General features: G+C 67.3%; 23 protein-coding genes and 1 tRNA gene. 16 read left to right on the top strand and 8 right to left on the bottom strand.

The genetic code is table 11. The features are described 5' to 3' along the window. A partial coding sequence (locus Q0672_RS16990; RefSeq protein ID WP_298624168.1) for a S16 family serine protease occupies positions 1–548 on the top strand: 548 nt, incomplete at its 5' end. 162 nt (positions 549–710) lie between these two features. Here Q0672_RS16990 and Q0672_RS16985 read toward each other — a convergent pair. The 5 genes from Q0672_RS16985 to Q0672_RS16965 all read right to left on the bottom strand — a co-directional run bounded on the left by Q0672_RS16985 (position 711) and on the right by Q0672_RS16965 (position 1,884). Next, positions 711–785, bottom strand: a tRNA-Arg gene (locus Q0672_RS16985). 79 nt (positions 786–864) lie between these two features. Further along, the gene (gene bfr / locus Q0672_RS16980) at positions 865–1,344 is read right to left on the bottom strand and encodes a bacterioferritin (protein WP_153161044.1); all 480 of its coding nucleotides are present in this window, start codon (positions 1,342–1,344) and stop codon (positions 865–867) included. Beyond that, positions 1,341–1,571 (bottom strand): (2Fe-2S)-binding protein, encoded by a 231-nt coding sequence (locus Q0672_RS16975; RefSeq protein ID WP_153161045.1) that lies wholly within the window; start codon positions 1,569–1,571, stop codon positions 1,341–1,343. The genes bfr and Q0672_RS16975 overlap by 4 nt, the downstream gene beginning before the upstream one ends. A gap of 38 nt (positions 1,572–1,609) precedes the next feature. Beyond that, entirely contained in the window at positions 1,610–1,765 is a 156-nt protein-coding gene (locus Q0672_RS16970; protein WP_298624164.1) for a hypothetical protein, read from the bottom strand. After that, on the bottom strand, positions 1,762–1,884 hold the full coding sequence (locus tag Q0672_RS16965; protein ID WP_153161047.1) for a hemin uptake protein HemP: 123 nt from the start codon (positions 1,882–1,884) through the stop codon (positions 1,762–1,764). The genes Q0672_RS16970 and Q0672_RS16965 overlap by 4 nt, the downstream gene beginning before the upstream one ends. Before the next feature lie 260 nt (positions 1,885–2,144). Between Q0672_RS16965 and Q0672_RS16960 the strand changes: the two genes are divergently transcribed. Further along, positions 2,145–4,058, top strand: coding sequence for an ATP-binding cassette domain-containing protein (locus Q0672_RS16960; protein ID WP_298624162.1), 1,914 nt, complete (start codon positions 2,145–2,147; stop codon positions 4,056–4,058). A gap of 6 nt (positions 4,059–4,064) precedes the next feature. Here Q0672_RS16960 and Q0672_RS16955 read toward each other — a convergent pair whose 3' ends face one another. Continuing rightward, a complete protein-coding gene (locus tag Q0672_RS16955; RefSeq protein ID WP_298624160.1) occupies positions 4,065–4,949 on the bottom strand; it encodes an HDOD domain-containing protein in 885 nt (294 codons plus the stop codon). A gap of 162 nt (positions 4,950–5,111) precedes the next feature. Between Q0672_RS16955 and Q0672_RS16950 the strand changes: the two genes are divergently transcribed. From Q0672_RS16950 to Q0672_RS16930, 5 genes are all read left to right on the top strand, one after another. Continuing rightward, on the top strand, positions 5,112–6,119 hold the full coding sequence (locus tag Q0672_RS16950) for an oxidoreductase (RefSeq protein ID WP_298624158.1): 1,008 nt from the start codon (positions 5,112–5,114) through the stop codon (positions 6,117–6,119). Between the two features lie 24 nt (positions 6,120–6,143). Continuing rightward, positions 6,144–7,325 carry a response regulator gene (locus Q0672_RS16945; protein ID WP_298624156.1) on the top strand — a complete coding sequence of 394 codons (1,182 nt, stop codon included), beginning with the start codon at positions 6,144–6,146 and terminating at the stop codon, positions 7,323–7,325. A gap of 62 nt (positions 7,326–7,387) precedes the next feature. Beyond that, complete coding sequence (locus Q0672_RS16940) at positions 7,388–9,280, top strand: propionate--CoA ligase (RefSeq protein WP_298624154.1); 1,893 nt, start codon at positions 7,388–7,390, stop codon at positions 9,278–9,280. A gap of 73 nt (positions 9,281–9,353) precedes the next feature. Continuing rightward, positions 9,354–9,758: a hypothetical protein gene (locus Q0672_RS16935; protein WP_298624152.1), complete on the top strand. Its 405-nt coding sequence runs from the start codon at positions 9,354–9,356 to the stop codon at positions 9,756–9,758. Beyond that, positions 9,755–10,726 carry a CapA family protein gene (locus Q0672_RS16930; RefSeq protein ID WP_298624150.1) on the top strand — a complete coding sequence of 324 codons (972 nt, stop codon included), beginning with the start codon at positions 9,755–9,757 and terminating at the stop codon, positions 10,724–10,726. Before Q0672_RS16935 ends, Q0672_RS16930 begins: the two co-directional genes overlap by 4 nt. A gap of 6 nt (positions 10,727–10,732) precedes the next feature. Here Q0672_RS16930 and glp read toward each other — a convergent pair whose 3' ends face one another. Then, the gene (glp, locus tag Q0672_RS16925; RefSeq protein WP_298624148.1) at positions 10,733–11,980 is read right to left on the bottom strand and encodes a gephyrin-like molybdotransferase Glp; all 1,248 of its coding nucleotides are present in this window, start codon (positions 11,978–11,980) and stop codon (positions 10,733–10,735) included. Between the two features lie 210 nt (positions 11,981–12,190). Between glp and Q0672_RS16920 the strand changes: the two genes are divergently transcribed. From Q0672_RS16920 to Q0672_RS16880, 9 genes are all read left to right on the top strand, one after another. After that, positions 12,191–12,664: a 4Fe-4S dicluster domain-containing protein gene (locus tag Q0672_RS16920; RefSeq protein WP_298624146.1), complete on the top strand. Its 474-nt coding sequence runs from the start codon at positions 12,191–12,193 to the stop codon at positions 12,662–12,664. Positions 12,665–12,675: 11 nt separating this feature from the next. Then, a complete protein-coding gene (locus Q0672_RS16915; RefSeq protein WP_298624144.1) occupies positions 12,676–14,523 on the top strand; it encodes an aldehyde ferredoxin oxidoreductase family protein in 1,848 nt (615 codons plus the stop codon). A gap of 96 nt (positions 14,524–14,619) precedes the next feature. After that, positions 14,620–15,906, top strand: a complete 1,287-nt coding sequence (locus Q0672_RS16910; protein WP_298624142.1) for an FAD-dependent oxidoreductase — start codon at positions 14,620–14,622, stop codon at positions 15,904–15,906. Between the two features lie 8 nt (positions 15,907–15,914). Continuing rightward, on the top strand, positions 15,915–16,166 hold the full coding sequence (locus Q0672_RS16905) for a MoaD/ThiS family protein (protein WP_298624140.1): 252 nt from the start codon (positions 15,915–15,917) through the stop codon (positions 16,164–16,166). An 8-nt stretch (positions 16,167–16,174) separates the two neighbouring features. Continuing rightward, entirely contained in the window at positions 16,175–16,480 is a 306-nt protein-coding gene (locus tag Q0672_RS16900) for a hypothetical protein (protein ID WP_298624138.1), read from the top strand. After that, a complete protein-coding gene (locus Q0672_RS16895; protein WP_298624136.1) occupies positions 16,477–17,181 on the top strand; it encodes an ABC transporter permease in 705 nt (234 codons plus the stop codon). The genes Q0672_RS16900 and Q0672_RS16895 overlap by 4 nt, the downstream gene beginning before the upstream one ends. 10 nt (positions 17,182–17,191) lie before the next feature. Then, positions 17,192–17,905 (top strand): phosphate ABC transporter ATP-binding protein, encoded by a 714-nt coding sequence (locus tag Q0672_RS16890; protein WP_298624134.1) that lies wholly within the window; start codon positions 17,192–17,194, stop codon positions 17,903–17,905. Further along, entirely contained in the window at positions 17,887–18,708 is an 822-nt protein-coding gene (locus tag Q0672_RS16885) for a substrate-binding domain-containing protein (protein WP_298624131.1), read from the top strand. The genes Q0672_RS16890 and Q0672_RS16885 overlap by 19 nt, the downstream gene beginning before the upstream one ends. A gap of 141 nt (positions 18,709–18,849) precedes the next feature. Then, positions 18,850–19,719, top strand: a complete 870-nt coding sequence (locus Q0672_RS16880) for a hypothetical protein (protein WP_298624129.1) — start codon at positions 18,850–18,852, stop codon at positions 19,717–19,719. A gap of 51 nt (positions 19,720–19,770) precedes the next feature. Here Q0672_RS16880 and Q0672_RS16875 read toward each other — a convergent pair. Then, positions 19,771–20,144, bottom strand: a 374-nt coding sequence (locus tag Q0672_RS16875) for a hypothetical protein (RefSeq protein WP_298624127.1), incomplete at its 5' end; no start/stop codon positions are given.

Genomic DNA, 20,144 nt, shown 5'->3' with positions numbered 1-20,144 from the left:
GCAAGATCATGACCACCGGCAAGCTCGGCGAGGTCATGCAGGAGTCCATCCAGGCGGCCCTGTCGGTGGTGCGTCGGCGTTCCAAGTCGCTGGGCATCCAGGAGGATTTCTACCAGAAGTCCGACATCCACATTCACTTGCCGGAAGGCGCGATTCCCAAGGACGGTCCGTCCGCCGGCATCGCGATCTGCACCGGTCTGGTGTCGGTGCTCACTGGCATCCCGGTGCGCTGCGACGTGGCGATGACGGGCGAGATCACCCTGCGTGGTGAAGTCCTGCCGATCGGTGGCCTGAAGGAAAAGCTGCTGGCGGCGGTGCGTGGCGGTATCACCCGCGCGTTGATTCCCCAGGAGAACGTCAAGGATCTCACCGAGATCCCCGACAACGTGAAGAACGAGCTGGAGATCATCCCGGTCAAGTGGATCGACCAGGTGCTCGAGCACGCGCTGGAGCGCATGCCCGAGGCGCTGCCGGAAGTCCCCGCGGCGGATGTCGCCGTCGCCAAGCCGGCCGAGCCGACTGAAAACGGTGAGGTCGTGAAGCACTGACCTGCGTTGTATTGCTGCAGAAAGAGGCCGGCTGAGATGCCGGCCTCTTTTTTTGTGCGGTTGCCCGGGAATCGGTGTGATTCCTGTCGGGGGAATCGAACCGGTGACGCGGAGTGCGCCCCAAAAAGAACAAGGCCCTCACGAGGAGGGCCTTGCCGGGTCTGGTCCCCCCGACAGGAATCGAACCTGTATCTGGCGCTTAGGAGGCGCCCGTTCTATCCATTGAACTACGGAGAGAGGAGGGCGGCATTCTATCCCGGCAGCGCCGGAAAATGCCACGTCTTCATGCTTTCCGCGGTGTCGGGGTGAGGCCGGATCAGGACGAGCTGACGTCCATCTGGGATTGCAGGTAGTTCTGGATGCCGACTTTCTCGACCAGCTCAAGCTGGGTTTCGAGATAGTCGATGTGCTCTTCGGTGTCGTCGAGGATGTGCTGGAAGATGTCGCGGCTCACGTAGTCGCGGACGGATTCACAGTAAGCGATCGCGTCCTTGAGGTGGGCGTGGCCGCCTTGCTCCAGCTTCAGATCGCCCTGGAGACATTCCGGGACGTTCTCGCCGATCAGCAGCTTGTCGAGGTTCTGCAGGTTGGGGAGGCCTTCGAGGAACAGCACGCGCTCGATCAGCATGTCGGCGTGCTTCATCTCTTCGATGGATTCTTCGTATTCGTGCTTGCCCAGCTTGCCGAGGCCCCAGTTCTTGTACATGCGCGCATGCAGGAAGTACTGGTTGATGGCGGTCAGCTCGATGGTGAGTTGCTTGTTGAGATGCTGGATGACCTTCTTGTCGCCTTTCATGCTGCCTCCTGGATCAATGGAAATGTACGGATGCCGTGCGGAAGGAGCTGGGGCGGGTGCTGCTTGTCGAGGGCCTCGTGCAGGCACTGCTTGGCGCACCGGGCACACCGCCCGCATTCCTCAGTGACGCCCAACTCTACCCGAAGATCACGGAGTCGGCGAGCGCCGCCGGCGACGGCGGACTCGATCTGTTTTTCGGTGATTGCACGACAAACACAAACGTACATTGTCCTGTTTCCTCCAGCGCTTCTGGACAGCGAGGCGTTCAGTGGATCGGATAGAGCTGCAGCACCAGTTCGATCGCCGCATACCCGCCGGCCAGTCCGATCGCCAGCAGTAGCGCGACGCTCGGGGTAGAGAGCCGCGGCGCGGCGGTGGAGACCGGAAGCACGGGATGGCGGTGATGAGTGGTGAGCATCATTTTGTGAGAATCAGTTTGCCGGCACGTGTCGTACGCAACGCATAAATCATGCCTTCGTGTTCGATGAAGATGCAGCTTCGGTTGTCGAACAGATCCTTGCTCCGGATTGGCGTGTCCATGTGACCGGCTTGTACCCGTGGAGCCTCTGGGGGTTGTGCAGCCTTGGCTGTTTCGTCAGGGGGTATCACGGTAGTTGTTAAAGCAAATGAGAACAATTCGTATTAAACAGATTTGCCAGTCGTTCGTCAAGCATGTTTTGCGGGGTGTGTGACGTACTTGTAGACAGCCGTGGCGCTGCCCGGTATCCGCCGGAAAGGGCCCCGGGCGGCCCGGCAGGGTAGAATCCGCAGCTTTCCCGCTTCAGCCCCCCGGATTCGCCATGCCCCTGATTACCCTCGACGATGCCTGCCTTGCCTTCGGCCATGTCGCCCTGCTCGACAAGGCGGCCTTCCAGCTCGACCCCGGCGAACGGGTTGCGCTCATCGGGCGCAACGGCAGCGGCAAGTCGAGCCTGCTGAAGGCGCTCGCGGGGCAGGCGACGCTGGACGACGGGCGACTGTGGCGCCAGCCCGGCGCGCGGGTGGCCTACGTGCCCCAGGAGGCGGATTTCCCCCTCGAGCGCAGCGTGTTCGCCACCGTGGCCGACGGCCTGGGCGACGTGGCCCAGCTGCTGGTGGATTACCACGCCGCGACGCTGGCGGTGGCCGAGGATGCCAGCGAGGCCGCGCTGGCCCGGCTCGAAGACCTGCAGCACCGCATCGAGGATGCCCAGGCCTGGCGGCTCGAGCAGCGTGTCGAGCAGGTGCTGGGGCAGCTCAAGCTGTCGGGCGAGGCGGTGGTGGGTAGCCTGTCGGGCGGCGGCATCAAGCGGGTTGCGCTGGCCCGGGCGCTGGTGGGCGAGCCGGAGATCCTGCTGCTGGACGAGCCGACCAACCACCTGGACATCGACGGCATTCTGTGGCTTGAAGAGCTGATCCGCGATTTTGCCGGCGCGGTGGTGGTCATCACCCACGACCGGGTGTTCCTCGACCATGTGGCGACGCGGATCGTCGAGCTGGATCGCGGCATCCTGTCCAGCCACCCCGGGCGCTTTTCCGAGTACCTCGCTCGCAAGGCCGACCAACTGGACGCCGAGGAGAAGGCCAACGCCCGCTTCGACAAGCTGCTGGCCCAGGAGGAGGTGTGGATTCGCAAGGGCGTGGAAGCGCGGCGGACCCGCAACGAAGGCCGGGTGCGCCGGCTGGAGGCCCTGCGCCGCGAACGTGGCGCGCGGCGTGATCGGCTGGGAACGGTCAAGCTGGCGCTGGATCGGGGCGAGGGCAGTGGCCAGATGGTGGCCGAGCTGGAGAACGTCAACAAGCGCTTTGGCGAGCGCACCATCGTCCGCGATTTCTCGACGCGCATCCTGCGGGGCGACCGGATCGGCCTGATCGGCCCTAACGGCGCCGGCAAGACGACGCTCCTCAAGCTCATCCTCGGTGGGCTGGAGCCGGACGACGGCCGCGTCCGCCGTGGCACTCGCCAGACGGTGGCGTACTTCGACCAGCTGCGCGAGCAGCTTGATCCGGAAGCGCCGCTCACCGAGGTTATCAGCCCGGGCTCCGACTACGTGGAGATCGCCGGTCACCGCACCCACATCATCGGTTATCTGGGGGATTTCCTGTTCTCGCCCCAGCGCGCCCGCTCGCCGGTCAAGTCGCTCTCCGGTGGCGAGCGCAACCGGCTGCTGCTGGCCCGGCTGTTCGCCCGACCGGCCAACGTGCTGGTGCTCGACGAGCCGACCAACGATCTGGACATCGAGACCCTCGATCTGCTGGAGGATCTGCTGGCCCAGTACGACGGCACGGTGTTCCTGGTGAGCCACGACCGGGCCTTTCTGGACAACGTGGTGACCCAGGTGATCGCCACCGAAGGCGATGGCCGCTGGAAGGAATACGCCGGCGGCTTTGATGACTGGCTGCGGGTGCGCAAGACCAGCGAAGCCGCCGCACCAGCTGCGACGCCCAAGCCCACTGCGCCAAAGAAGGACGTTGCGCCTGCACCCGCTGCGGCCAACAAGCCGGCCAAGCTGAGCTGGAAGGAACAGCGCGAACTGGAAGCACTGCCAGACCGCATCGCGGCGCTGGAAGACGAGCAGGGCACGATCCAGGCCCGGCTCAACGACCCGGCCATCTACCGGGATGCGCCGCAGGATGTGCCACAGCTCAACGCGCGGCTGCAGGCGCTGGAGGGCGAGATCGAGGCAGCGATGCTGCGCTGGGAAGAGCTCGAGGCCCGTTCTGGCGGCAAGTAAGCCCGGTCAGGCCTGGGGCAGGGCGCGGTCGGGGTCTCCGCCGGCGGCCAGCAGGTTCTCGATCGACTCGTGGGGTACCTGCAGGCGGGCCAGCAGGTTCTCGCGGCTGATGTGGATCAGCTGCTCGATGGCCGAAAGATCGTCGGGGATCGCCGGGTTGTCCCAGCCCTGGGCGGTGTGGCGGGCGAGGCTGTTGGCCAGCTGCACGGTGCGCACCCGGGCATTGTCGATGTAGCGCTCGTCCATCATCGATACCAGCAGGTCGGGCAGGTGCCAGTGGCGCACCAGCGCCTGCTGCAGTTCCTTGGCCGAGAAGTTGAATACCGAGCGCTGGGCCACCGCCGAGCGCAGCCCGCGGTCGACCCGCTGGAGTTCATACACCTGCTGGGTGAGGGTTGGGGCGAAACACCAGCACAGGATCTCGGTGACCTCCGACAGCAGCGCCGCCACCGTCACCTCATCCACATCCAGATCATGGCGCACGATCGCCCAGTCGCGGGCGTAGCGGGCCGCCCGTCGGGCGCGGCTGATCACCCGCAGCACGCCCACCAGGGCCTTCGGATGCTGGGCAATCTGGCCTTCGATGGTCGGCTGGTCGGCAAAGTCGCGCAGGAACGGTGAGATGCCCATCATCATGATCGCCCGCTCGATCGTCGTGATGTCGTGGTTCTGCCGGGCGCGCCGGTTGGCCTCGATGTGGATCAGCACCTTCAGGGTCATCAATGGGTCCGACAGCACCAGCGCGGCCACCGTCCGCCCGTTGATGCTGTCCTCCTGTTCGAGCATCGCCTGGAGCTCCTTGACCGTGTGCTTGAGCACGGGCAGGGGTTCCTGGCTGAAGAAGGCGATGTAACTGTCGATGGTGTCGAACGGCTGTGGGATCAGGGCCATTGTCATGCTCCGGCGGGTGATGACCTCATTTACGGCAGGGCGGTCGCGGGATTGAGTCCCAGGGCGGAAGTTGGGGCAAGCGGGCTGGTGGCCAAGGCTATAATCGGCCGACCAACACAAAGGGTTGCCGTCGCGCATCCCGTTCCAGAGGAGAGCAAAACCATGTCCAGCGTCCCGAACCCGTTCCAGGCCTTTGTTCTGCGGCAGGACGAGAACCGCAAGGTGCTCGCCGCGATGGAGCCTCTTACCGTCGACCAGCTCGATGCCGGTGAGGTTCTCATCGAGGTGGCGTATTCAAGCGTCAATTACAAGGACGCGCTGGCCGCCACCGGCGCCGGCAAGATCATCCGGCGCTTCCCGTGCGTGGGCGGCATCGACATGAGCGGGACGGTGGTCGAGAGCGCCGACCCGCGCTTCAAGCCGGGCGACGCCGTGATCGCCACCAGCTACGACATCGGCGTGGCTCACCACGGCGGTTACGCCCAGTACGCCCGCGTGCCGGCCGGCTGGGTGGTGCCGCTGCCCGACGGCCTGTCGCTGTTCGACGCGATGGCGCTGGGCACCGCCGGTTTCACTGCGGCGCTGGGCATCGTGCGGATGGAAGACAACGGCCTGGCGCCCGCCAGCGGCCCGGTGATCGTCACCGGCGCCAGCGGCGGCGTGGGCGGCCTCGCCATCGACATGCTGGCGGGCCTTGGTTATCACGTGGTGGCCCTCACCGGCAAGGCTCACGAAGAGGCCTACCTCAAGGATCTGGGCGCGGCCGAGATCAAGCTGCGCGACACCATCGACCCGGCCAAGACCCGCCCGCTGGACGTGGGCCTGTGGGCTGGCGCGGTGGATAACGTGGGCGGTGACATCCTCGCCTGGGTGCTCTCGACCATGAAGCAGGCCGGCACCGTGGCCAGCATCGGCAACGCCCAGAGCATCAAGCTCGACACCACGGTGTTTCCGTTCATCCTGCGTGGCGTGAGCCTGCTGGGCGTCGACTCCGGCTACATGGGCGAGCCGACCCGTACCCGCGTGTGGCAGCGCCTGGCCGGCGATCTCAAGCCGCGCCACCTCGCTTCCATGACCCGCACGGTGCCGTTTGCCGAACTGCCGGGCGTTTTTAACGACTTCATCGCCGGCAAGGTCAAGGGGCGCACGGTGATTGCCGTTAAGGGGTGAAGTCCCCAACAGCGAGTCCCCAGCATGAACGATTCAACCGATCAGGCCCTGCCGCGTGTTCTGATCATTGACGATTCCCGGATGGTCAGAGCATCGATCATCCGGCACGTGAGGGACCGCTTTGACGTGCGTGAGGAAGCGGACGGGGAGGCCGGCTGGAGGACGCTGCTGGTCGACCCGACCATCCAGGCGGTGATCACCGACATCGGGATGCCCAATCTCGATGGCTACGGCCTGCTGGAGCGCATCCGTTCCTCGCGCCTGTCACGCATCAACACCCTGCCAGTGGTGGTCATCTCCGGCGACGACGAGCCGGACGTGCGCGTCAAGGCCAAGAGCGCCGGCGCCACCGACTTCATCTCCAAGAGCATCGGCAACATCGAGCTCCTGGCGCGCCTCGAGGCGCTCACCCAGCTCGCCCGCACCCAGCGCGATCTCGAGGAAAGCCGCGCGGCCCTGGCCACCGCCAGTCCGGTCGATCCGACCTCCGGGCTCGCCACCCAGTCCTACCTGCATTACCACGCCTCCCAGGAGCTGTCCCTCGCCCAGCGCAAGCATGGCGCCCTGTCGGTGATGGTCATCGAGATCGACCAGTTCGACACCCTCGTGGCGCGCTACGGCGCCCACGTGGCGCAGCTGGTCAATCGCAAGCTCTCGAAGATCATGGCCACCAAGCTGCGCAAGGAAGACACCGTGGCCGAACTGGCTCCGGCGCGCTTTGCGGTGGTCTCGCCCAGCACCGACATGCTCGGCGCCTGCGGCTTTGCGATGCGCCTGCGCGGGGCGATCGAGCACATCGTGATGACCTATCGGGAGGAGCGCATCCGGATCCGCCTGACCATGGGCATCGCGGCCGCCGATCCCGATCTGCAGCAGACTGTCAGCCACCTGATCGGCATCGCCGTCGAGCGCCTCACCGCTGGGCAGCTTGCCGGCGGCAACCGGGTGATCGGTGACAGCGGCGAGGTGACGCCCGACATGCTCGCACCGCCGGCCCGCCCGCCGGTGAGCATCGACCAGCTATTGCAGCACCTGGCCACCACCGGGCCGGATGCCGCGCTGCGCAGTAAACTCCCGGATGCCATCCGGACCCTCCTTCCTCTGCTGGAATTGATAGAATCCGAGCACCCGTCCGGTCTGCCGCTTGCCACCCTCGCACGCGTCGCAGAAGCCGGCCTGGAAACGGCAGCGCACCACAACGACTGAGCGGGCGCCATGACGCACCGCCGCCGCTGCCCATGTTCGGACTTTATTTGGGGGAGGAACCCATGGCTTCATACAAGGAATTTCACAAGCGTTCCATCGAAGACCGCAACGGCTTCTGGGGCGAGCAGGCCGAGCTGATCCACTGGAACAAGCAGCCCGAGCAGATCTACGACTTCTCCAACCCGCCGTTCGTCAAGTGGTTCAAGGGCGGTGAAACCAACCTCTGCTACAACGCCGTCGACCGTCACGCGGAAAGCAACCCCAACGGCAAGGCGCTGGTTTACATCTCCACCGAGACGGACGAAGAGAAAACCTATTCGTTCTCCGAACTGCGCACCGAAGTCATGCGCATGGCGGCGATCTACCAAAGCCTCGGCGTCAAGAAGGGCGACCGCGTCCTGATCTACATGCCGATGATCGCCGAAGCCTGCTTCGCGATGCTGGCCTGTGCCCGCATCGGCGCGATCCACTCGGTGGTGTTCGGCGGCTTCGCCTCCCACTCCCTGGCCACCCGCATCGACGATGCCAAGCCCACCGTGATCGTCTCGGCCGACGCCGGCATGCGCGGCGGCCGTCCGGTGCCCTACAAGCACCTGCTGGACGAAGCCATCAGCCTGGCCGAGCACAAGCCCGCCAAGGTGCTGATGGTCAATCGTGGCCTCGACAAGGAAATGGTCGTGGTCGAAGGCCGCGACGTGGATTACGCCACCCTGCGCGCCGCCAACATGGATGCCAACGTGCCGGTCACCTGGCTCGAGTCGTCCGAACCCAGCTACATCCTGTACACCTCCGGCACCACCGGCAAGCCCAAGGGCGTACAGCGCGACACCGGCGGCTATGCCGTGGCGCTGGCCGCCTCGATGAAGCACATCTACTGCGGCAACGCGGGCGAGACCTTCTTCTCCACCTCCGACATCGGCTGGGTGGTGGGTCACAGCTACATCATCTACGGCCCGCTGATCGCCGGCATGGCCACGATCATGTACGAAGGCACGCCGCTGCGCCCGGACGCCGGCATCTGGTGGAAGATCTGCCAGGAGCAGGAAGTCACCGTGATGTTCAGCGCCCCGACCGCCATCCGCGTGCTCAAGAAGCAGGACCCGGCCTTCCTCAAGAAGTACGACCTCTCCAAGCTGCGCGCCCTGTATTGCGCCGGCGAGCCGATGGACGAAACCTCCCACCAGTGGATGATGGACGAACTGGGCATCCAGGTCATCGACCACTACTGGCAGACCGAAACCGGCTGGGCGATGCTGTCGCTGATGCCTGGCGTCGAAAAGCACGACGTGCAGCTGGGCTCCCCGGGGTTCCCGGTTTACGGCTACGACGTGCGTCTGTTCCGCGACGACGGCTCGGAATGCGGCCCCAACGAGAAGGGTATCGTCGGCGTCGTGCCGCCGCTGCCGCCGGGCTGCCTGTCCACCGTGTGGGGCGACGACAAGCGCTTCGTGTCCACCTACTTCACGCTGTTCCAGGACCCGATGGTCTACTCCAGCTTCGACTGGGGCATCAAGGACGACGCCGGCTACTACAAGATCCTCGGCCGTACCGATGACGTGATCAACGTCGCCGGTCACCGTCTCGGCACCCGCGAGATCGAGGAAGCGGTGCAGTCCCACCCGGCGATCGCCGAAGTGGCGGTGGTGGGCGTGGCCGACCAGCTCAAGGGCCAGATGCCGATGGCCTTCGCCGTCGTCAAGGACCCGACCACCATCGACACCCCCGAGAAGGTCGTGGCCCTCGAAAAGGCCGTGATGAAGATCGTGGACGGCAGCCTCGGCGCCATCGCCCGTCCGGCCCGCGTGCACTTCATCTCCGGTCTGCCCAAGACCCGCTCCGGCAAGATGCTCCGTCGTTCGATCCAGGCCCTGGCCGAAGGCCGCGACCCGGGCGATCTGACCACCATCGAAGACCCGAGCACCCTGGAACAGATCAAGGCAGCCCTCACCGCCTGATTCTGCTTCCGCGCAGTACGAAAAGCCGACCGCCCAAGCCGCGGTCGGCTTTTTTTTCCTGGCAACGCAAAACATGCTCCGACTCCCGTTCCCGCTCCTCGCCCTGGCCGTCAGCGTCGCGCCCGGCATGGCCGATGCCGCTGCGCGCATCCATTGCCACACCACCTACGGGGGCGAGACGCGCCTGCACGTGGCCCGTCCGGTGGCTTCGCCCTACGGCGTCGGGAGCGAACCGATCGGCAGCCACTTCCTGTTCCGGGTGGTGTTCGAGGGGCAACCCCGCGAGCTTGCCGCGGTCAAGATCTACACCTACGCCGATCTCGATCACGGCCCGACGCTCATCCACCAGTCCACCCATCCGCTGCCCCTCGCCAATCGCGGCGCGTATGGCTTCACCGGGCTGCAGCGGGTCTACGAGCCCCGGAGGGACAGCGAACTCGAATACTGGTGCGAAGTCGCGCAGGGAGGTCGGAAATGAGCCTTCGACGCCTGCTGGCCGCCGCGGTGTTGGCCGCCCTGGCGCCGGCGGCCCCGGCCGAAAGCCTGAGCCTGATCTTCGCCGGCGACGTGATGCTCGACGATGGCCCGGGCCGGGTGGTGGCTGACGGGCGCGATCCCCTCGCGGCGGTCGCGCCGCTGCTGGCGGGCGCGGACTACCGCATCGCCAACCTGGAGTGCCCGGTAGCCACCATCGGCACGCCGCTGGACAACAAGATCTACAGCTTCCGCGCCCATCCGCGGGTGCTGTCGGTGCTGCAGGGGCGCTTCGATGCGGTGTCGCTGGCCAACAACCACTCGGGCGATTATGGTCAGGGGGCGTTTGCCGAGACGATGGCCCTGCTGGATGGCGCCGGCATCCGCCGCTTCGGGGGCGGGCGCAATCTGGTCGAGGCCCACGCGCCCCTGTGGATCGAGCGCAAGGGGCTGCGCATTGCCGTGCTCGGCTATAACGAATTCAAACCGCGGGTGTTCGAGGCCGGTGCCGACCACCCCGGCATCGCCTGGAGCGAGGACAGCCACGTGATCGCCGACATCCGCGCCGCCCGCAAGGCCGGGGCCGACCTTGTGATTCCCTTCATGCACTGGGGCTGGGAGCGCGAGCCCAAACCCTCGGCCCGCCAGCGGGCGCTGGCCCGGCGGATGATCGACGCGGGTGCGGCGGCGGTGGTGGGCGGCCATCCCCACGTCACCCAGGGCGCGGAGCTGTACCGGGGCCGGCCGATCGTCTATAGCCTGGGCAACTTTGTCTTCGATGGCTTCGACGAGCTGCCCGCGGGTCGGGTGGGCTGGCTGCTGCGGCTGGAGCTCGACCGCCGCGGCGTGGCTGCCTGGCGCACCTTTGAAGCGCGGATGGATGGCGAAGGTGTGCCGTCGCCCGCAGCCGGCGCCGTCACGCCCTGCGGCCGGCGGGGCGATCGCGTCGTGGGCGCCTGCCGCAACCCCTGAGCGGCATCAGATCAGGCCCTCGAAGAGCTGCACCGGCACGGTCTCGCCGGCCGTCACGTCGCCCCGGGTCTCGTCGATCACGATGAAGCAGTTGGCCTCGGAGAGCGAGCGCAGCACCCCCGAGCCCTGGGCCGACGCCGGTTTCACCTTCCATACGCCGTCCTCGGCAAACAGCCGGCCGCGCAGGAACTCGCAGCGGCCCGCCAGCTTGCGCACCGGTGCCACGCAGACGGCGGGCATCAGCGGCCGCTCGGGTAGCGGATCGACGCCCGATAGCTTGAGCAGGGCGTCCTGCACGAACTGGTAGAAGGTCACCATCACCGCCACCGGGTTGCCCGGCAGGCCGAACATCCAGGCCTTGCCGATGCGCCCGAAGGCCATCGGACGGCCCGGCTTGATGTCGATCTTCCAGAAACCCACTTCGCCCAGGCGCTGCATCAGATCGCGGATGAAGTCGGCTTCGCCCACCGACACGCCACCGGTGGTGAGCACCACGTCGGCGCTGCCGGCCGCGGTGAGGAAGGCGGCCTCGAGTTCGTCCGGACGGTCGGGCACCACGCCCATGTCGATCAGCTCGCAGCCCAGGCGGGCGAGGGCGCCGTGGAGGGTGTAGCGGTTGGAGTCATAGACCTCGCCCGGGGCGAGGGGGCGGCCGATGCTGGCGAGCTCGTCGCCGGTCGAGAAGAACGCCACCCGCAGGCGCCGGGTGACGGCCACCTCCGCCAGCCCGAGGGATGCGGCAAGGCCCAGCTCGGCGGGGCCCATGCGCTTGCCGCGGGGGATCGCCACGCCGCCTTCGGCCAGATCCTCGCCGGCGCGGCGCACGTTCTGCCCGCGACGCAGGCCGCCGGGCACGGTGATGCGCTCGCCGTCGACGCGGACGACCTCCTGCACCACCACGCTGTCGGCGCCCATCGGCATCACGCCGCCGGTCATGATCCGCACCGCCTGGCCGCGCCCGACGATGCCGGAAAAACCCCGTCCGGCGTAGGCCGTGCCCACCACCTGGAGCGACACCTCGCCGTCGGCCGCAAGGTCTTCGGCCCGCACGGCGTAGCCGTCCATCGCCGAGTTGTCGTGGGCCGGCACGTTGCACGGGGCGATCACGTCCCGCGCGAGGGGGCGGCCCAGGCTGGCCCGCAGGGCCACGCATTCGTGGCCGCCAACGGGTGCCACGGCGTCGAGGATGGTCCGGCGTGCTTCAAGGACGGTCAGTGTCTGGCGGGGGGCGGCGCATCCTGGGTCGAGGCTCATCGGGGGCTCCTGGCTATCGGTCGAGAGGCCTGATTAGTAACACAAATCGGAACCGCTGGAATCATTGCGGCGGTGCGCATTGACACCGCCACACGTCTGCGTATGCTGCGCTGACGGCGAGTCCTCGCGCGGCCTGCAGGCGTGCGCTGGATGAGACTGATGCAGCCCTGGTTCGCAGCTCGCGGGCCCAATAAAAACGAGGAGACATTCATGTGGAAATCGCTTCACATTGACCCCAAGAAGTGTACCGGCTGCCTGCAGTGTGAGATGGCATGCTCGGTCGAGCACACTGGGGCGATCAATCCGTCGAAGTCACGCATCAAGGTTTTCAGCTTCGAGACGGAGGGCCGCAAGGTTCCCTACACCTGTACCCAGTGCACCGAAGCCTGGTGTCTCAACGCCTGTCCGGTCGATGCGATCCGTGTCGATGCGGCCACCGGCGCCAAGCAGGTCTTCGACGACGTGTGCGTCGGTTGCAAGGTGTGCACCATCGCCTGTCCCTTCGGCACCATCAATTACAACCAGGATAGCGGCAAGGTCCAGAAGTGCGACCTGTGCGGCGGCGAACCGGCCTGTGCAGAAGCCTGCCCGACCGGCGCGATCACCTATGTGGATGCCGACTGGACGGGGATCGACAAGATGCGCGCCTGGGCTGCCAAGGCCAACACCGCTGTGACCGAATAAGGAGACCGACCATGGCCTGGAACCGAAAACTGCTGCGCGTCAATCTCACCACCGGCACCTGCACCGCCGAACCCCTCAACATGGAATGGGCTCAGGACTACCTGGGCTCCCGCGGGCTTGCCACCAAATACTTCGTCTCCGAAGTCGACCCGAAGGTCGACCCGCTGTCCCCCGACAACAAGATGATCATGTCCACCGGGCCGCTCACCGGCACGATGGCTTCCACCGGTGGGCGCTACACCGTGGTCACCAAAGGCCCGCTCACCGGCGCCATTGCGTGTTCCAACTCCGGCGGCTTCTTTGGCGCCGAGATGAAGTTTGCCGGCTGGGACATGATCATCTTCGAAGGTCGTTCGCCAAAGCCGGTCTATCTCTACCTGGAAAACGACAAGGCCGAGCTGAAGGACGCCTCCCACCTGTGGGGCACCAGCTGCTGGCACACCGAGGAAACCATCAAGCACGAGCTGCAGGACCCGCTGGTCCGCGTCTCGTCGATCGGCCTCGCGGGCGAGAACCAGGTGCTCTTCGGCTGCATCGTCAATGACCTGCACCGGGCGGCGGGCCGCTCCGGCGTGGGCGCGGTGATGGGCTCGAAGAACCTCAAGGCTGTGGCCCTGCGCGGCACCAAGGGCGTGTCGGGCGTGAAGGACATGAAGGCCTTCATGAAGATCACCGCCGAGAAGAAGAAGGTGCTGGCTGACAACGCCGTCACTGGCCAGGGCTTGCCCAAGTTCGGCACCCAGGTGCTGATGAACGTCATCAACGAGATGGGCGCGCTGCCCACCCGCAACCACCGCGACGTGCAGTTCGAGGACGCCGGCAAGATTTCTGCCGAGGCCATGCACGAGAAGCGCCCCAGCGACAACAAGCCGCATCTGGTCACCAACGCCGCGTGCTTTGGCTGCACCATCGCCTGCGGCCGCATCTCCGAGATCGACAAGGGCCACTTCACGGTGGTGAACAAGCCCGAATACTGGGGCGCCTCCGGCGGCCTCGAGTACGAAGCCGCCTGGGCGCTGGGTGCGGCCAACGGCGTGGGCGATCTCGAAGCCCTGCAGTACGCCAACCTGCTGTGTAACGAGCAGGGCATGGACCCGATCTCCTTCGGCGCCACGGTTGGCGCGGTGATGGAGCTCTACGAGATGGGCGTGCTCACCAAGGAGCAGATCGGCATTGACGCGCCCTTCGGCTCGGCCGAGGCGCTGGCCCGGCTGGCCGAGATGACCGCCCGGGGCGAAGGCTTCGGCAAGGAAATCGGCGAAGGCTCGAAGCGGCTGTGCACCAGGTACGGCCACCCGGAGCTGTCGATGACGGTTAAGGGGCAGGAGTTCCCGGCCTACGATTCCCGCGCCATCCAGGGCATGGGCCTCACCTACGCCACCTCCAACCGTGGTGCGTGCCACCTGCGTTCCTACACCGTGGCGTCCGAAGTGCTGGGCATTCCGGTCAAGACCGATCCGCTCACCACCGACGGCAAGCCCGAGCTGGTGAAGGCCTTCCAGGACGCGACCGCGGTGTTCGATTCGGCCGGCATCTGCGTGTTCACCTCGTTTGCCTGGACGGTGGCCGATGTGCAGCCGCAGATCGAGGCCGCCTGCGAGGGCGACTGGTCGATGGACAAGCTCAACCTGATGGGCGAGCGCATCTGGAACATGGAGCGCCAGTTCAACAACGCCGCCGGCCTCACCCGCAAGGATGACGACCTGCCGCCGCGCCTCAAGACCGAGCCGGCCAAGACCGGCCCGGCCAAGGGCCTGGTGAATGGCATCGACAAGATGCTGCCGGAGTACTACGAGCTGCGCGGCTGGACCCAGGAAGGCGTACCCACGCCCGAGACGCTGTCCCGCCTCGGCCTCTGAGGGCCGCGTCCGCTGCGGTTCCCGAGCTGTTGATCCAAGCGCACACGACGCCGGCTCCGGCCGGCGTCGTCGTGCCTGCGACATGAGGATTTCCCGATGAAGCATCTGATCCTGGGCAATGGCCCGGCTGGCGTGGTTGCCGCCGAGGCCCTGCGTCGCGCTGCGCCCCGCGACGAAATCGTGATGGTCGGCAGCGAGAACCTGCCGTCCTATTCGCGGATGGCGATTCCCTACCTGCTGGAAGGCAACATCGACGAATCCGGCACCTACCTGCGCAAGACGCCGGGCCACTTCGACGCCCTGGGCGTGCGCCTGCTGGAGGGCCGCGCGGTGGCGCTCGACACGGCCAAGCAGACGGTGCTGTTTGCCGACGGCCACTTTGAAACCTACGACCGGCTGCTGGTGGCAACCGGCTCCCACCCGGTGCGTCCGCCGATCCCCGGTGTTGACCTGCCCGAGGTGCAGACCTGCTGGACGCTGACCGACGCCCGCGCCATCGCTGCGCTGGCCAAGCCCGGCGCGCGGGTGCTGCAGCTGGGTGCTGGCTTCATCGGCTGCATCATCATGGAAGCCCTCGCCAAGCGTGGCGTGCAGCTTACCGTGGTGGAGATGGGTGACCGGATGGTGCCGCGGATGATGACGCCCAAGGCCGGCGGCATGATCAAGCGCTGGGTCGAGGAGCAGGGTATCCGGGTGGTCACCTCCGCCGGCGTCGAGCGCATCGACCGGGCCGAGGGCGGCGATGCGCCGCTCACCGTCAGCCTCTCCACCGGCGACAAGCTGGCCTGCGATCTGGTGATCGTCGCGGCGGGCGTCGCGCCCAACGCGGCCTTTCTCGACGCCACCCCGGTGCACGTCGCCAAGGGTGTGCTGGTGGATGCGCGGATGGAAACCTCGGTGCCCGGCATCTTTGCTGCCGGCGACGTGGCCGAGGCGCCGGATCTCTTCACCGGTGCGCACCTGGTGTCGGCCATCCAGCCCAACGCGGCCGATCAGGCCCGTGTCGCCGCCATCAACATGGCCGGCGGCAACGCGCGGATGCCTGGCGTGCTGGCCATCAACGTGCTCGATACCCTCGGCCTCATCTCCACCTCCTTCGGGCAGTGGTGGGGCGAGCCAGACGGGCAGGGCGTCGAGGTGGTGGACGAGGCGGCCTTCCGCTACCTCAGCCTCCAGTTCAAGGACGACGTGCTGATCGGCGCCACCTCCATCGGCATGACCCAGCACGTGGGCGCGCTGCGCGGGCTGATCCAGGGCCGGCTCAAGCTCGGCCCCTGGAAAGACGTGCTGCTTGAGGCACCCCAGCGTTTCTTTGAAGCCTACCTGGCAGCCACCCAGCCCGATTCCATGGCCCGCCGGCAGGCCGCGGCCGCCTTTGCCTGAAAGCCTGCATGCGAGTCGTCTTCAAGCTCTTCGCCTCCCTGGCGGACTACCTGCCTGCCGACAGGCGGGGCAACATCGTGGAGCTGGACGTGGCGCCCGGCTCCACGGTGGGCGACCTCATCACCCAGTACCGGGTGCCCGAGAAGAGCGCCCACCTGGTGCTGGTCAATGGCCATTACATCCCGCCGGCCGCCCGGGCCGGCCGGGTGTTGGCCGAGGGCGATGAACTGGCGATCTGGCCGCCCATCGCCGGAGGCTGACCCGGCCCATGGCGGAAGATGTGAGCGCGCCGGGCGGTTTCGTCCGGGAGGTCGGCGCGACGCTGGCCGAGTTTGAGCGTGGGCTGCGGCTGGCCGTGCTGGATGGCGTCTCGGCGCCGTCGCCGGGGTGCCTGCGGGTGGCCTCGGGCGGGGTGACGCTCGACATCGATCTGACTGAGCTCCCCGAACGTCGCCTGGGCCAGTTCCGCCTGCCGGTGCTTGCCGCCCGCTACCGTTTTGTTGCCGGCGACGCGCCCGACCGGGCGGCGCTGCTGGCCCACCTCGACCGCGCCATGCAGCGGGGGGGCGGATGAGCGGGCTCGGTGCGGCGTTTTCCGATGCCTTCGCGCTCCTTGCCGGCTTCGATCATCAGGTGGCGGAGATCGTCACCCTGTCCCTCGAGGTGAGTGGGCTCGCCGTGCTGCTGGGCACCTTGATCGGCCTGCCTCTGGGCGCCTGCCTGGGGGTAGGGCGCTTTCCCGGCCGGCAGCTGCTGGTGGTGATGCTCAACGGCTGCATGGGGCTGCCGTCGGTGGTGGTGGGGGTGGTGGTGTATCTGGCCCTGTCGCGCTCCGGGCCGCTGGGGTATCTGGGGCTGCTCTATTCACCCACCGCGATGGTGATCGCCCAGACGGTGCTGGTGGTGCCGCTGATGGCCGCCATCGCCCGGCAGGTGGTCGAGGACGCCTGGCGCGAATACGAAGAAGAGCTCACCGCGATGGGTTTCCGCTGGGCCGGGCGGGTGAGGGTGCTGCTTTACGACTGCCGGCATTCGCTGCTGGTGGCGGTGCTGGCGGGCCTCGGCCGGGCCATGTCGGAGGTGGGCGCGGTGATGATCGTCGGCGGCAACATCGACCGCTCGACCCGCACCATGACCACCGCCATCGCCCTGGAGACCAGCAAGGGCGACCTGCCGCTGGCGGTGGCCCTGGGCATGGTGCTGCTGGCGGTGATCCTGCTGCTCAACGGTGTGGCCTACGCCCTGCGCCAGTGGGCGATGCGGCGCTACGCATGAGGGGGCCGGCGTGTTTCCGCTGAAGGTGACCGATCTGCGCTGGTGTGTGGGCGGCCGGGCCGTGCTGGATGGCCTGACCCTCGAACTCGGCGGTGACGGCATCACCATCCTGCTGGGGCCCAACGGCGCCGGCAAGAGCGTGCTGCTGCGCAGCCTGTGCGGGCTGATCGAGCCGGAATCCGGCCATATCGATTTTGGCGGCGGGCCACGGCCGGACTTTGGCGTGGCGATGGTCTTCCAGCAGCCCAAGATGTTGCGGGATTCGCTCCTCGGCAATGTGGAGCTGGCCCTGCGGCCGTTGGGCGTGGCGGCGGCAGAGCGGCGCAGCCGCGCTCATGCGGTGCTGGAACGGGTCGGCCTCGCCCATCGGGCGACGGACAGCGCCCGCGGGCTCTCGGGTGGCGAGCGTCAGCGCCTCGCCCTGGCCCGGGCGTGGATCACCCGGCCGCGCCTGCTGCTGCTCGATGAACCCACCGCCAGCCTCGACCCGAGTTCCGTCGAGGCCATCGAACGCATCGTGCGCGAGATCCGCACCGAAGGCACCCGCATCCTGATGACCACCCACAACCTCGGCCAGGCCACCCGGCTGGCGGATGACGTGGTGTTCATGGATGCCGGGCGGGTGTGCGAGCATGCGCCGGTGCAACGCTTTTTCGCCCGCCCGGCCTCCCAGGCCGCGCGGCTTTACATCCAGGGAGAACTACCATGGCGCATGGCTTTCTGAAGTTGCTCAAATCCGCGGTGCTGGGCCTTGCTGCGCTGGCATCCGCCGCCCAGGCCGGCGAATCCATCGTGCTGGCCTCGACCACCTCCACCGAGCAATCCGGCCTGTTCAACTTCATCCTGCCGATCTTCGAGAAGGATTCGGGCATCGCGGTGAAGGTGGTGGCGCTGGGCACCGGGCAGGCGCTGGATGTGGGCCGGCGGGGCGATGCGGACGTGCTGCTGGTCCATGACCGGGCCGCCGAGGACAAGTTCGTGGCCGAAGGCTACGGCGTGGACCGCCGCGACGTGATGTACAACGACTTCGTGCTGGTCGGCCCCGCCGCCGATGCGGCCGGCGTGAAAGGCGCGAAGGACGCCGTGGATGCCTTCGGGCGCATCGCCCGCAAGGGGGCCAGCTGGGTGTCCCGCGGCGACCGCAGCGGCACCCACGCCGCCGAGCTGCGCTTCTGGCAGAGCGCCGGCGTCGAGCCCAAGGGGCAGGGCTGGTACAAGGAAGCCGGCGCCGGCATGGGCCCGACCCTCAACATGGCCGCCGGCATGGGTGCCTACACCCTGGCCGACCGGGGCACCTGGGCCAGCTTCAAGAACCGCCAGGATCTGGCCATCCTCTACGCGGGCGACCCCAAGCTCTACAACCCCTACGGCGTGATGCTGGTGAATCCGGCCAGGCACCCCCACGTCAAGCGCGCCGCGGGCGAGCGCTTCATCAACTGGATCACCTCGGCCGAAGGCCGCCGGGCGATCTCGGCCTACCGGATCGGCAACGAGCAGCTGTTCTACCCGCTGCCGGTGGCGCGCTGAGGGGTTCGGGCCTCCGGGCTCCCGGGTCGGAGCAAAAAGGTCCCAACCCGGAGCAAAAAGCGCCCAGTCGGAGATGCCGGGCTCCGGCCCCGTCGCAGGTTTGCACCGCGGCCCCATCCCATCACCCAGGAGATACGTGCCATGAAATCCGTCTTTCCCATCTCTGCCCTCGCGGTGCTTGTGCTGACCGCTGCGCCCTATGCGGCCCACGCCGCCTGCCCCAGCGATCTCGAAGCTGCAGCCGTGGCCGCCGCCATCGTCGCCCGCCAGCCGGTGCCCGCGCCCGCCGCCGAGATGAGCATGGCCGACGGCCTGTGCGGCCGCGACAAGGTGGTGCGCTTCCTTGCTCAATCTTACGGCGACGTGGCGGGCTACAAGGCCGGCCTCACCAACCCGGCGGTGCAGAAGCGCTTCAACCACGACGCGCCCCTGAGCGGCACGCTGTTCAAGTCCATGCTGGTGGCTGATGGCGCCGAACTGCCGGTGAGTTTTGGCACCCGCCCGGTGTTCGAGGCCGACATGATCGTCGAAGTGAGCGACCCGGTCGCCCTGGCCAAGGCCGACACGCCCCTGGCTGCCCTCAAGGCGCTCAAGAGCTTCTCGCCATTCATCGAGCTGCCCGACCTGATGGTGGCCGACCCATCCAAACTGGGCGGCGCAATGCTGGCGATGGTGAACGTGGGCGCCCGCGCCGGCGTGCTGGGCAAGGCCACCCCGATCCAGCCCAGCCCCGGGCTCGCCGACACCTTCGCCACCATGACCGTCACCCTCACCGACGCCACCGGCGCCGTGCTCGACACCGGCAAGGGCAGCGCCACCCTCGGCAACCCCCTCAACGCCGCCAGCTGGCTGGCCCGGGATCTCGCCGCCGCCGGCACACCGCTGAAGCGCGGCGATCTGCTGTCGCTGGGTTCCTTCACCAAACTCTTCCCGCCCAAGGCGGGGATGGCCGTGACGGCGAAATACGAAGGGCTGCCGGGTAATCCGGTGGTGGGGGTCAAGTTCCGCTGAGGGGCGAGTCGGCAGAAGGGTCGATTCCGCCGAATTGCCCGGCTGCGTTGCTCAAGGCTCGCCTGCTTCGGCGAGCATGGCCTGGAGCGCGGCAATCATCTCGTCGAGCCCTTCGACCAGCAGCCCCCTGGCTTGGAGTGCTAGCGCAATGTCGAGGGCGCGCCTCAAATGCTCGACCGCGTGCGGTGGGTCCGTCTGGGCAATGCGGACGAGAGAAACGATCAAGTCCCGCTGGTAGTCGGCGCGCTGGGGTTCGGCCTGGGCGAGCCGCTGGGCGATGGCGAGTCTCTTGAGGAAATAGTCGCGGGCCTCGTCGCCCTGGCCTAGGGCGGTCATCAGGTCGCCGAGGCGTTCGTAGGAGACGGACAGGTCGCGCTGGTAGTCGGCGCGCTGGGGTTCGGCCTGGGCGAGCCGCTGGGCGATGG

The organism is uncultured Zoogloea sp., from assembly GCF_937894855.1.
Classification (GTDB): domain Bacteria; phylum Pseudomonadota; class Gammaproteobacteria; order Burkholderiales; family Rhodocyclaceae; genus Zoogloea; species Zoogloea oryzae.
The sequence above is the reverse complement of the archived record's forward strand: the minus strand, read 5'-3'. Positions and strand labels throughout refer to the sequence as shown.

What these genes read in the sequence shown, in the direction of transcription:
- Q0672_RS16970 (WP_298624164.1), bottom strand. Translation starts at nt 1,765, where the DNA reads ATGATGCTCACCACTCATCACCGCCATCCCGTGCTTCCGGTCTCCACC.
- Q0672_RS16975 (WP_153161045.1), bottom strand. Translation starts at nt 1,571, where the DNA reads ATGTACGTTTGTGTTTGTCGTGCAATCACCGAAAAACAGATCGAGTCC.
- Q0672_RS16900 (WP_298624138.1), top strand. Translation starts at nt 16,175, where the DNA reads ATGGCGGAAGATGTGAGCGCGCCGGGCGGTTTCGTCCGGGAGGTCGGC.
- Q0672_RS16930 (WP_298624150.1), top strand. Translation starts at nt 9,755, where the DNA reads ATGAGCCTTCGACGCCTGCTGGCCGCCGCGGTGTTGGCCGCCCTGGCG.
- Q0672_RS16960 (WP_298624162.1), top strand. Translation starts at nt 2,145, where the DNA reads ATGCCCCTGATTACCCTCGACGATGCCTGCCTTGCCTTCGGCCATGTC.
- Q0672_RS16915 (WP_298624144.1), top strand. Translation starts at nt 12,676, where the DNA reads ATGGCCTGGAACCGAAAACTGCTGCGCGTCAATCTCACCACCGGCACC.
- Q0672_RS16945 (WP_298624156.1), top strand. Translation starts at nt 6,144, where the DNA reads ATGAACGATTCAACCGATCAGGCCCTGCCGCGTGTTCTGATCATTGAC.
- Q0672_RS16895 (WP_298624136.1), top strand. Translation starts at nt 16,477, where the DNA reads ATGAGCGGGCTCGGTGCGGCGTTTTCCGATGCCTTCGCGCTCCTTGCC.
- Q0672_RS16955 (WP_298624160.1), bottom strand. Translation starts at nt 4,949, where the DNA reads ATGGCCCTGATCCCACAGCCGTTCGACACCATCGACAGTTACATCGCC.
- Q0672_RS16905 (WP_298624140.1), top strand. Translation starts at nt 15,915, where the DNA reads ATGCGAGTCGTCTTCAAGCTCTTCGCCTCCCTGGCGGACTACCTGCCT.
- Q0672_RS16910 (WP_298624142.1), top strand. Translation starts at nt 14,620, where the DNA reads ATGAAGCATCTGATCCTGGGCAATGGCCCGGCTGGCGTGGTTGCCGCC.
- Q0672_RS16885 (WP_298624131.1), top strand. Translation starts at nt 17,887, where the DNA reads ATGGCGCATGGCTTTCTGAAGTTGCTCAAATCCGCGGTGCTGGGCCTT.
- Q0672_RS16880 (WP_298624129.1), top strand. Translation starts at nt 18,850, where the DNA reads ATGAAATCCGTCTTTCCCATCTCTGCCCTCGCGGTGCTTGTGCTGACC.
- Q0672_RS16920 (WP_298624146.1), top strand. Translation starts at nt 12,191, where the DNA reads ATGTGGAAATCGCTTCACATTGACCCCAAGAAGTGTACCGGCTGCCTG.
- Q0672_RS16935 (WP_298624152.1), top strand. Translation starts at nt 9,354, where the DNA reads ATGCTCCGACTCCCGTTCCCGCTCCTCGCCCTGGCCGTCAGCGTCGCG.
- Q0672_RS16940 (WP_298624154.1), top strand. Translation starts at nt 7,388, where the DNA reads ATGGCTTCATACAAGGAATTTCACAAGCGTTCCATCGAAGACCGCAAC.
- glp (WP_298624148.1), bottom strand. Translation starts at nt 11,980, where the DNA reads ATGAGCCTCGACCCAGGATGCGCCGCCCCCCGCCAGACACTGACCGTC.
- Q0672_RS16965 (WP_153161047.1), bottom strand. Translation starts at nt 1,884, where the DNA reads ATGGACACGCCAATCCGGAGCAAGGATCTGTTCGACAACCGAAGCTGC.
- Q0672_RS16950 (WP_298624158.1), top strand. Translation starts at nt 5,112, where the DNA reads ATGTCCAGCGTCCCGAACCCGTTCCAGGCCTTTGTTCTGCGGCAGGAC.
- bfr (WP_153161044.1), bottom strand. Translation starts at nt 1,344, where the DNA reads ATGAAAGGCGACAAGAAGGTCATCCAGCATCTCAACAAGCAACTCACC.